The sequence below is a fragment of the Roseovarius halophilus (ex Wu et al. 2025) genome (assembly GCF_047086965.1).
The window spans coordinates 1-10,092 of sequence record NZ_JBKOTX010000198.1 but is presented as its reverse complement, the minus strand read 5'-3'; the positions used below and the strand labels follow the sequence as shown (position 1 = coordinate 10,092).

Sequence of the window (10,092 nt, the reverse complement as noted above, 5' to 3'; positions counted from 1 at the left end):
GGGACCCCGGCGCACCAGACGGCCCGCGCATCGCAGGCCTCCAGAGACCCCAGCGCCACGATATCGGCGCGCTGGCCCGGCGCGATCAGGCCGCGGCCCTTGAGCCCGAAGGCCTCGGCCGCCGAGAGCGAGGCCGCGCGATAGGCGGCCAGCGGCGGCACGCCCCGGGCCATGGCAGTGCGGATCATGTAATCGAGGTGCCCGTGTTCGCCGATGTCCAGCGGGTTCCGATCATCCGTGCACAGGCACATGTAGGGCGCGGTGCGCTCGTCCAGCAGTGGGATCAGCGCCTCGAGGTCCTTGGAGACCGACCCCTCGCGGATCAGCACCCGCATGCCCTTCTGCAATTTCTCGCGCGCCTCCTCGGCGGTCGTCGCCTCGTGTTCCGTAAGAACACCGGCGGCGACATAGGCGTTCAGATCGCGCCCCGACAGCATGGGGCAATGCCCGTCCATATGCCGGCCCTCGAAGGCTGCCAGCTTGGCCATGAGGCCCGGATCACGATGGATCACGCCGGGATAATTCATCACCTCGGCCAAGCCGATCACCTTGGGGTGGTCCATCAGCGGCGCCAGGTCCGCGGCCTCGATCCGGGCGCCTGCCGTTTCCATCTCGGTCGATGGCACGCAGGAGGACAGGTTCACCCGGATGTCCAACACGGTTTCCAGTGCCGCATCGAGGAAATACCGGATGCCCGGCACGCCCAGCACATTGGCAATCTCGTGCGGGTCGCAGATGGCGGTGGTCACGCCCAGCGGTGTGACCAGCCGGTCGAACTCGAAGGGCGTGACCAGGCTGCTCTCGATGTGCAGATGGGTGTCGATGAAGCCGGGCACCAGGGTCAGGCCGGTGACGTCCACCACCTCGCGCCCCTCATAGGCCGCGCAGGTGCCGACGATGGTGTCGCCGCAGATGGCGACATCGCCCTCCAGCATCTGCCCCGTCACCAGGTCGAAGACGCGCCCCCCGCGCAATACGAGATCGGCGGGGGTGTCGCCCCGGCCCTGTTCGATGCGTTTTTCCAGATCGCTCATGCCGTCCTCCGTCGCTTGGCCCCAGAGGACCGCAAAGCGCGCGGCGCGTCTAGCCCCGTGCGGTTTCCCGGCGCGTCATGACCAGCCGCCGCGCGAAGGCCAGCAGGAACAGCGCCGTCAGGATCAGGATGATCGTCGGCGCCGGGGCGCTGTCGAGGGAAAAGCTGGCATAGGTCCCGCCCAGCATCGAGGCCAGGCAGACCAGAACAGAAACCCAGAGCATCGTCCTGAACTGCCGCACCAGCAGGAAGGCAATCGCCCCCGGCGCGATCAGCAACCCGATGGCAAGGATCAGACCCACCGCCGAAAGGGTCGCCACGATGGTCAGCGACAAGGCAGCCAACAACCCGTAGTGCAGCCAGCCCACGGGCAACCCGACGGTGCGCGCCTGTGCCGGGTCGAAGGCATGCAGCAAGAGATCCTTCCAGCGCAGCAGCAACCCGCCCCCCACGATCAGCGCGACCAGACCGGCTGTCCATAGGTCCGCCGCCCCGACGCCGAGCATGTTACCGTAAAGGATGTGATCGAGGTGCATGTTGGTGTCGATGGCCACATACATCACGATCCCCACCGCGAACATGCCCGAGAAGACGACGCCCATGACGGTGTCGGGCTTCACCCGGCTGTTGTCGGCCAGATACCCTGTGGCCACCGCGGTGAACATCCCCGCCGCGAAGGCCCCCAGGATCAGCGGCAGCCCGAGGATGAAGGCCAGCACGATCCCCGGCAGCACCGCATGGCTGACGGCGTCGCCCATCAGCGCCCAGCCCTTGAGCACCAGGAAGCACGACAGTAGCGCCGTGGGCACCGACAGGATAAGCGCGATCCAGAAGGCATTGACCATGAAGCCGAACTGGAAGGGAAACAGCATCGCCTCGATCATCGCCGCCCCTCCAGTGCCGCGCGGGCCTTGCGCTTGCTGGCCAGCAATCCGTGTTTCGGGGCCAGCAGGAAGGCCGCGAGGAAAAGCGTTGTTTGCAGGCAGACGATCACGCCGCCCGTGGCCCCGTTGAGGAAATAGCTGGCATAGGCGCCCAGGAAACTGGTCGCAGCCCCGATGGCGACCGACACCACCAGCAGCCGCTCGAACCGGTCAGTCAGTAGATAGGCCGTGGCCCCGGGCGTCACCACCATGGCAATCACCAGGAAGGCCCCGACCGTCTGCAACGCCGCCACGACCGAACCCGAGAGCAGCACGAAGAACATCGCCTTGAGCGCCTGCGGGTTCAGCCCCACCGACCGCGCATGGCTTTCATCGAAGAAGGTGACCATGAGGTCCTTCCACTTGGCCAGCAGCACCAGCATGGAGACCCCGCCGATCAGGGCCAGTTGCAGCGTGTCGCCGGGCGTGATGGCCAGGATGTTGCCCATGGTGATGGTCTGGATGTCAATCCCCACCGGGTTGATCGACACCATGAACAGCCCCAACCCGAAAAAGCTGGTGAAGATCAGCCCGATGATCACGTCCACCTTCAGCCCCGATCTTTCGGTCAAAAACAGCATGGCCGCAGCCGCCAGCCCACCCGACAGGAAGGCGCCCAGCGCGAAAGGCAACCCCAGCATGTAGGCCCCGGCCACGCCGGGCACCACCGAATGGCTCAGCGCGTCACCGATCAGCGACCAGCCCTTGAGCATCAAGTAAGCGGACAAAAAGGCGCAGACTGCACCGACAAGCGCAGAAACCCACATTGCGTTGGTCATGTAGCCGTAGGAAAAGGGCTCCAGCAGCAGGCTCATCCCTGCGGCTCCTTCTCTTGCCGGGCCTTCCGCGTTTCCTGCCCGTATTGCACGAAGGGCCGCTCGTCATCGGTCAGGATGGAAATCGCGCGGTCGTCGCCATCGTCGTGCAAGTCCGCGCCGCCCAGGGTGAACCGGCGCAGCACGCCGCCGAAGGCCTCTTCGAGGTTCTCGGGCGTGAAGACCTCCTCGGTCGGGCCATGGGCCAGCACCGTGCCCTTGACCAGGATCGTCCGGTCGCAGAACTCGGGCACCGACCCGAGGTTGTGGGTCGAGACCAGCATCACCCGGCCCTCGTCGCGCAGTTCCTTGAGCAGGGCGACGATCTGCGCCTCGGTCTGCACGTCGACCCCGGTGAAAGGTTCGTCCAGCAGGATCACGCGGCCCTCCTGCGCCAGCGCCCGGGCCAGGAAAACGCGCTTGCGCTGGCCGCCGGACAATTCGCCGATCTGGCGGTCGCGGAAGGCGGTCATGTTGACCCGCACCAGCGCCGCCTCGACCGCCGCGCGATCCGCCGCCCGCGGCCGCCGCATCCAGCCCATGTGGCCGAAGCGGCCCATCATGACCACGTCCTCGACCAGCACCGGGAAGGCCCAGTCGACCTCCTCGGCCTGGGGCACATAGGCGACCAGGTTTTCCTTGAGCGCCTGCCGGACGGGCTTGCCGAGCAGGCTGATCTCGCCGCGCGCGGTGGGCACGAAGCCCATGATCGCCTTGAAAAGTGTCGACTTGCCCGCCCCGTTGACGCCCACCAGTGCCGTGACCGTGCCGCGCGGCACCTCGAAGCTGGCATCCCACAGCGCGGTCATGCCGTTGCGATAGGTCACGGTCACGTCATTGGCGCGAATGCCTGTCTCGCTGTCCATCATCGGGTCAGCCCCCGCGCAACCGTTTCCGAGGTGACGCGCAGCAGGTCGAGGTAGCTGGGCACCGGGCCATCCGCCCCGGACAGGCTGTCGACGTAGAGCACCCCGCCATACTCCGCGCCGGTTTCGCGCGCCACCTGTTCGGCCGGCCGGGTGCTGACCGTGCTTTCGCAAAAGACCACCGGGATGTCATGGTCGCGCACCCCGTCGATCACCGCGCGTACCTGGTGCGGCGTGCCCACCTGGTCGGCGTTCATCGGCCAGAGATGGAGTTCCTGCAGGCCGAAATCCCGGGCGAGATAGCTGAACGCGCCCTCACAGGTGACAAGCCAGCGCTGGTCCTCGGGCACCTGCGCGATGGCGTCGCGCAGGGGCTCCAGCGTGGCGCGCAGCTCGGCCTTGTAGGTGTCGGCATTGGCGGCGTAGCGGTCGGCGTTCGCCGGGTCATGCTCGGCCAGCGCGGCGGCGATATTATCGATATAGATCAGCGCGTTGTCCAACCCCATCCAGGCATGGGGGTTGGGCGCGCCGGCGTAGCTGCCCTCGCCGATGGCGATGGGGTCGATCCCCTCGGACACCGTGACCGAGGGGATATCGCCGAGGTTGTCGACGAACTGCTCGAACCACAATTCCAGGTTCAGCCCGTTCCACAACAGAAGGTCCGCGTCCGAGGCGCGCACCAGGTCGCGCGGCGTGGGCTGGTAGTTGTGGATCTCGGCCCCCGGCTTGGTGATCGAGACGACATCGGCCGCGTCCTCGGCGACGTTGCGGGCCATGTCGGCGATGACGGTGAAGGTGGTCACGACCTTGAGGCGCTCGGCCTGGGCCGGCAGGGCGAACAGGATCAACAGGGCGGCAAGGCGCAGCATCGGGGACTCCATGTCATGAGGCTCTCCCCATCTATTTGCAACTCGTTCGCAAAAGTCAAGGGTCTTGCGAATTATTCGCAACTGGGGCCGGTGCAGTTGCGAACCCGGCGTGCAAGCCGCGCTGTCGGCAGGCCGCGGGGTGGCGATCAGCGGGTAGGTCGGGGCACTTTATGGCAGCCACATCCGAACACGATCAGAGCGCGGCGCAGGCCCCACCAAGTCGCCAGCCCGTCCGGGCGGCCTGGCGACCGCGCGGCGCCTCCGGCGCTATTCGCGCGGGGTGCGGGGTGCATTTTCAACACCTTGGTAGGGTAGCTTGATAAAGAGTAGTTTGTGCAATTTCGGGTGCTATGTTTGATATCCCCGTCAGTCTAACCTTGCCCAATGACTCGGCGAATTGTCTCTCTGGAACCAACCGCTTCCACGAAATCAAGCGGCGAACGGTTTGCAAACCTCTCTACAGCGGCTCGACCTTCCTCATAGTATACAGGCGAGTTTGTTATCTCGATTACTCCTGTATGAATATCGTCGCCACTCTTATCGTCCCAGAATCCAAGTTGTGAAGCAGCTTTGCGAAGATGAATCGCTTTCCACGGAAACCAGTCACCGAACTTTGCTCGAATTGACGACCGCAGTGCTCGCGCCGCGGCTTCCGGCAGCATTGGTTTTCGCGGGTCTTTATCCGCCGGGACAGTTAACTCAACAGTTCCAGAAATCTGGTACGCTGGGGCACCTTCAGCTTCCACCAATCTGGCTCTATCAATGATATTCAGACGATGCGCCTCGGTCTCCGGGACATACAAAGTTGGGTTTGCATGCTCCGCGCCTGCTCGCCTGAAATCTGCGATAACAGCCTTGTCAAATCCGACCTCTCTACCACGGGAAAGAAAATTAAGTATTTCTGTTCTTTTAATCTCGCCTCGCTTTTCCAAGATTGTGGAAAACTCCTCACCGGAAATTGGCTTTGTTTGACCTGCTCTCCTAAAATATACTGTTCCCGCCCGGAGAACAGTTGAGTTCCTTTGATCAGAAGTCTGCTTATCTTTAATAGCTATCACCGGCTTCTTGGACACTGGCAAAACTTTTAAACAGATTAGTCGGCGACCAAAGACTTCATGTTCAAGCAGTTGAAAATCTGGGACCGGATATAAGTGTGAGAATAGCTGATCTTGAACAGTTGCCTCATCAAGATCGCCATCCGTACCAATGGCTTGTCGCGGCTTATCGCTTATCCCAAAACAAACCACGCCGCCATTCGCACTTGCAAACGCTGCGATTGTCTTGAGGCACTTCGCAAGCGCGTTTGCCGAAAAGTCAGCTTTGAACTCTAAGTTTTTTTCGCTCTCGAGCATGAACTTTTGGGGGACGACCACGGACATCAACACAATCAATGAATTTAACTAGTGCTCTGAGTCCGACGCATGTTACCTGTTTCCTCGGATTTGATCGAGTGCGCCGAGCGCACGGCGTTCCCGGGTGAGAATATCCTCGGCGGTCTTGGTCCATTTGAAGGGCTTCGGCGTCTCGTTGTGGTGCGCCAGATAGTCATGGATCGCAGCTTCCAGATCATCGACGCTGGAATAGCTACCGCGCCGGATGCGCCTCGATGTGATCTTGGCGAAGAAGCGTTCGACGAGGTTGAGCCATGAGGCGCTGGTGGGCGTGAAGTGCAGCTTGAAGCGCGGATGCTTGTCCAGCCAGGCCTTCAGCTCGGGCGTCTTGTGGGTCGCGTAGTTGTCGAGCACCAGGTGCACCTCGCGCCGTGCTGGCACGGCCTTGTCGATGGTGCGCAGGAACTTCAGGAACTCTCTGGCCCGGTGGCGCGGCTGGCATTCGCCGATGACCCTGCCCGACTTCACATCGAGCGCCGCGAACAGCGTGGTCGTGCCGTGGCGCTTGTAGTCGTGGGTCATCGTGGCTGCGCGACCCTTCTTGAGCGGCAGGCCAGGCTGGGTCCGGTCGAGCGCCTGGATCTGGGATTTCTCGTCCACGCACAGCACGACCGCCCGATCCGGCGGGTCGAGATAGAGGCCGACGATATCCGTGACCTTCTCCTCGAACAGCGGGTCGTTCGAGACCTTGAACCCCTTCGTGACATGCGGCTTCAATCCCGCCTCGGCCCAGATCCGCCCGACGCTCGACGGCGAAATGCCCATGGCTTCGGCCATCAGCGCGCGGCTCCAGTGGGTGGCGTTGGGCGGCGTCTCCTGCACCGTTTTCGCGATGACCTTGAGCCGTGTTTCCATGGGCAGCGGCGGCACCCGCGAGGGCCGCGTCTTGTCGCGCTTGAGGCCTGCCACGCCTTCATCGAGATAGCGCTGCTGCCAGCGCCAGACCGTGGGCTTCGACGTCTTCGCACGCCGCATGATTTCGAACGTGCCATGCCCATCCGCCGTAGCCAGCACGATCTCGGCCCGCCAGACGAGCTTTCGCGGGGTGTTGCGGTTGCTGATCAGGGCTCGAAGCTCCGAGCGGTCGGCGGGGCCAAGGTAAAGGCAGATGTCATCGCGTCTCATGCCCCCAATATTGCACACCACGACACCGTTGGGAATCTTGTGTCAGGTGGCGAACACTAGCTCGTCCCGCGTCACCCCTCAATCACCCCCATGAACTCCCGCCATTCCCCCTTGGACATGCCGGAGGTTTCCTGTGTCACCTCCTCACCCTTCAACATCCGGCGGATGCAATCAAGGGCTGCGGCCGACAGGTTTGCACCGCCCATGCGGTAGTCCTCGAAGGCCGCGTAGGCCGCCGGGACCCAGTCCTTGACCATCTCGCAGATGGCCTCGGCGTAGACGCGGATCTCGTACTGGGCGTGGGCATCGGCGCGCAGGCGCAGGAAGTGGAACAGGTTGTGCAGGTCCACCTTCCAGTACCACTGGGTATAGATGTTTGCGGGCAGGTTCATGCGGGCCAGTTCGCGGGCCAGGCCCTGCTGGCCCTCCTGCCCGATCATCTGTTCGTAGTGGTCGTAGGCGCGCCCGGCGTCGTCCTTGAGGATGCGCAGCACGCGCTCGGCCTCGTCGCCGGTCAGCACCTCGCCCCGGCCCTGGTTGTTGGTGGTCGATTGCGCGGCCAGGTCCTGCGCCTGGGGGATGTAGAACTCGCGGTCGAGGATCGAGTAGCGCGCGGAATATTCGTTCACGTTGGCGGTGCGGTGGCGGATCCACTGGCGGGCCACGAAAACGGGCAGCTTGACGTGGAACTTGACCTCGCACATCTCGAACGGGGTCGAGTGCCAGTGCCGCATCAGGTAGCGGATCAGCCCGGTATCGTTGCTGACCGACTTGGTGCCGCGGCCATAGCTGACCCGCGCCGCCTGGCAGATCGCGGCATCATCGCCCATGTAATCCACCACCCGGACAAAGCCGTGGTCCAGCACCGGGGCGGGCTTGTAGAGATGCGCCTCCATCCCTTCGGAAACCGCGCGCAGGGTCTGTTTGGGTGCGCCACGCTGGGCGTCGATCTCGGCCTGTTGCTCGGGGGTAAGGGGCATGGGCGGCATTCCTTGCTGATTCTGGGCATGTCTGTGACCCGATCACCATATCTGCACCGAAAACGGGCGGGAACCCCCATATCCTGTGGACCCTGCGCCGAGGCAATCGTTGACTTGACGCCCGTACCGGCACCCAGGAGACGACGGGAATGGCAGCGACCAACATGCAAGGCGCGGTTGTCATGGACGGCGGCCGGATCACCCGGTTTTGGCTATGGCTGACGCTTGGTGTCCGATCCCCTTTCTGACCCTTTCCGCCAGCGTGCAGCGTGATAGGCTCGCCACGAAACCAGCCGGAGGACGGACATGCCATTGAAATACCTGCACACCATGGTGCGCGTGAAGGACCTGGAAAACTCCATGGCCTTCTATGAACTGCTGGGCCTGCAAGAGACCCGCCGGATGGAGAACGAGGGCGGTCGCTTCACCCTGGTCTTCATGGCGCCGCCGGGGCAGGAGGACTGCCCGGTGGAACTGACGTACAACTGGGATGGCGACGACGCCCTGCCCGACGACAGCCGCCATTTCGGGCACCTGGCCTACGAGGTGGACGACATCTACGCCACCTGCCAGTACCTGATGGACAACGGCGTGACCATCAACCGCCCCCCGCGCGACGGGCGCATGGCCTTCGTGCGCAGCCCCGACAACATCTCGGTCGAGTTATTGCAAGCCGGCGCGGCGCTGGCCCCGGCCGAGCCCTGGGCCAGCATGGAGAACACCGGCCATTGGTGAGGGCGGCTTGCCTGGGGCTGGGGGCGCTCGTCGCCGGTGCGGCGCAACCGGCGGCCGCCTGTCGGCTGGCCCTGGCCCTGGCGCTGGACGTGTCTTCTTCGGTGGACGCCACCGAGGATGCCCTGCAGCGCGGCGGACTGGCCGCGGCGCTGGTGGCACCGGACGTTCAGGCGGCCTTTCTCGACCCAGGTGAGCCGGTCGCGCTTGCCGTCTACGAATGGTCCGGGCGGCAAAAGCAGGTGCTGTTGCAGGACTGGGCGCTGATCCGCAGCGCCGCCGACCTTCGGGCCGTCTCGGCCCGTATCGCCGCCAGTTCGCGCAGCCATGACGATTTTCCCACCGCACTGGGCTATGCGCTGGGCTTTGGCGCGACGCTGCTGGGCCGCGCGCCGGACTGCGCGGCGGCGACGCTGGATGTGTCGGGCGACGGCGAGAACAACGAGGGCTTCGGCCCGCGCAAGGCCCAGGCCGCCTTTCCCTTCGACGGCGTCACGGTGAACGGGCTGCTGGTCCGCGCCACGCCGACAGACGGCCGGGACGATCTCGTGGCTTATTACCGCGACGCGGTGATCCACGGCCCCGGCGCCTTCGTCGAGGTGGCCGGCGGCTTCGCCGATTTCGAGCGCGCGATGCGGGCCAAACTGATCCGCGAACTGGGCGTCGTCATGATCGGCGATGCTGGATAGGGACCCCCGGCGATGACCCAGCGCCCCGTATCGCGCATCTTCCTGATCGGGTTCAACCGCTGCGGCGGTGCATGGTTCCGCGATGTCTTTCAGGCGGCGGGGCTGCGCTGGCGGCATGACCGCACGGGTGACCTGGCCGCGGATATCGCCTGGCATCGGGCGGCGGGCACCCGCCCGATGGAGCGTTGGCCGCGGCTGGTGGGCCTGTCCGGGCTGCAACGCTGGAACAGGCCGCATCTGCCACGGATCGAGGCCTCTCGCGACTTCGCCTTTCTCGAGGCGCAGTTTCCCGATGCGCTCTTCATCTTCAACGACCGCGACCCCGAGGCCTGGGTCGCCAGCCGCTATTTTCACCGCGACGGGCGCTTTGTCGAGTGCGAGGCGCGGCACCGCGACTGCCACAGGCGGGATCTGCCGCAGCTCTGGCGCAACGAACGCGCCGCCCACAGGCGGCAGGTGCTGCACCACTTCGCGGGCAAGCCACGATTCCTGCATTTCGACCTGAGTCGGGACGCGGATGCCAAACTGGTGGACTGGGTCGCGCCCTGGGTGACCCTGGGCGACCTGCCCCCGGGGCGCGGGATCGAGAGCGCGGCCGAGAGCAGTGCCGAGATCGATGCGCTGGCCGAGGATCTGCGCGCCCGCGCGCGGCGGCCGCGTCGTCGTCCC

General features: G+C 64.7%; 11 protein-coding genes. 3 read left to right on the top strand and 8 right to left on the bottom strand.

The window, feature by feature from the left end:
* The 8 genes from ACH107_RS26410 to thyX all read right to left on the bottom strand — a co-directional run.
* A partial coding sequence (locus ACH107_RS26410; protein ID WP_412508617.1) for an amidohydrolase family protein occupies positions 1-1,034 on the bottom strand: 1,034 nt, incomplete at its 3' end.
* A gap of 49 nt (positions 1,035-1,083) precedes the next feature.
* Positions 1,084-1,917, bottom strand: coding sequence for a metal ABC transporter permease (locus ACH107_RS26405; RefSeq protein ID WP_412508615.1), 834 nt, complete (start codon positions 1,915-1,917; stop codon positions 1,084-1,086).
* A complete protein-coding gene (locus ACH107_RS26400) occupies positions 1,914-2,771 on the bottom strand; it encodes a metal ABC transporter permease (protein WP_412508613.1) in 858 nt (285 codons plus the stop codon). Before ACH107_RS26400 ends, ACH107_RS26405 begins: the two co-directional genes overlap by 4 nt.
* Positions 2,768-3,637 (bottom strand): manganese/iron ABC transporter ATP-binding protein, encoded by an 870-nt coding sequence (locus tag ACH107_RS26395; protein WP_412508612.1) that lies wholly within the window; start codon positions 3,635-3,637, stop codon positions 2,768-2,770. The genes ACH107_RS26400 and ACH107_RS26395 overlap by 4 nt, the downstream gene beginning before the upstream one ends.
* Positions 3,637-4,518 carry a metal ABC transporter substrate-binding protein gene (locus ACH107_RS26390; RefSeq protein ID WP_412508610.1) on the bottom strand — a complete coding sequence of 294 codons (882 nt, stop codon included), beginning with the start codon at positions 4,516-4,518 and terminating at the stop codon, positions 3,637-3,639. Before ACH107_RS26390 ends, ACH107_RS26395 begins: the two co-directional genes overlap by 1 nt.
* Before the next feature lie 359 nt (positions 4,519-4,877).
* Positions 4,878-5,885, bottom strand: coding sequence for a helix-turn-helix domain-containing protein (locus ACH107_RS26385; protein WP_412508608.1), 1,008 nt, complete (start codon positions 5,883-5,885; stop codon positions 4,878-4,880).
* Between the two features lie 45 nt (positions 5,886-5,930).
* Complete coding sequence (locus ACH107_RS26380) at positions 5,931-7,022, bottom strand: IS630 family transposase (RefSeq protein WP_412508606.1); 1,092 nt, start codon at positions 7,020-7,022, stop codon at positions 5,931-5,933.
* Between the two features lie 71 nt (positions 7,023-7,093).
* On the bottom strand, positions 7,094-8,002 hold the full coding sequence (gene thyX, locus ACH107_RS26375) for an FAD-dependent thymidylate synthase (protein WP_310690655.1): 909 nt from the start codon (positions 8,000-8,002) through the stop codon (positions 7,094-7,096).
* Positions 8,003-8,308: 306 nt separating this feature from the next.
* Here thyX and ACH107_RS26370 point away from each other — a divergent pair, with 306 nt between their 5' ends.
* From ACH107_RS26370 to ACH107_RS26360, 3 genes are all read left to right on the top strand, one after another.
* Positions 8,309-8,737 (top strand): VOC family protein, encoded by a 429-nt coding sequence (locus ACH107_RS26370; RefSeq protein ID WP_310690656.1) that lies wholly within the window; start codon positions 8,309-8,311, stop codon positions 8,735-8,737.
* Positions 8,731-9,423: a DUF1194 domain-containing protein gene (locus ACH107_RS26365; RefSeq protein ID WP_412508605.1), complete on the top strand. Its 693-nt coding sequence runs from the start codon at positions 8,731-8,733 to the stop codon at positions 9,421-9,423. The genes ACH107_RS26370 and ACH107_RS26365 overlap by 7 nt, the downstream gene beginning before the upstream one ends.
* A gap of 12 nt (positions 9,424-9,435) precedes the next feature.
* A partial coding sequence (locus ACH107_RS26360) for a hypothetical protein (protein ID WP_412508604.1) occupies positions 9,436-10,092 on the top strand: 657 nt, incomplete at its 3' end.

Excerpts from the sequence above, each read along its gene's own strand:
- ACH107_RS26405 (WP_412508615.1), bottom strand. The coding sequence starts at position 1,917 with ATGATCGAGGCGATGCTGTTTCCCTTCCAGTTCGGCTTCATGGTCAAT.
- ACH107_RS26400 (WP_412508613.1), bottom strand. The coding sequence starts at position 2,771 with ATGAGCCTGCTGCTGGAGCCCTTTTCCTACGGCTACATGACCAACGCA.
- ACH107_RS26395 (WP_412508612.1), bottom strand. The coding sequence starts at position 3,637 with ATGGACAGCGAGACAGGCATTCGCGCCAATGACGTGACCGTGACCTAT.
- ACH107_RS26390 (WP_412508610.1), bottom strand. The coding sequence starts at position 4,518 with ATGGAGTCCCCGATGCTGCGCCTTGCCGCCCTGTTGATCCTGTTCGCC.
- ACH107_RS26385 (WP_412508608.1), bottom strand. The coding sequence starts at position 5,885 with ATGTCCGTGGTCGTCCCCCAAAAGTTCATGCTCGAGAGCGAAAAAAAC.
- ACH107_RS26380 (WP_412508606.1), bottom strand. The coding sequence starts at position 7,022 with ATGAGACGCGATGACATCTGCCTTTACCTTGGCCCCGCCGACCGCTCG.
- thyX (WP_310690655.1), bottom strand. The coding sequence starts at position 8,002 with ATGCCCCTTACCCCCGAGCAACAGGCCGAGATCGACGCCCAGCGTGGC.
- ACH107_RS26370 (WP_310690656.1), top strand. The coding sequence starts at position 8,309 with ATGCCATTGAAATACCTGCACACCATGGTGCGCGTGAAGGACCTGGAA.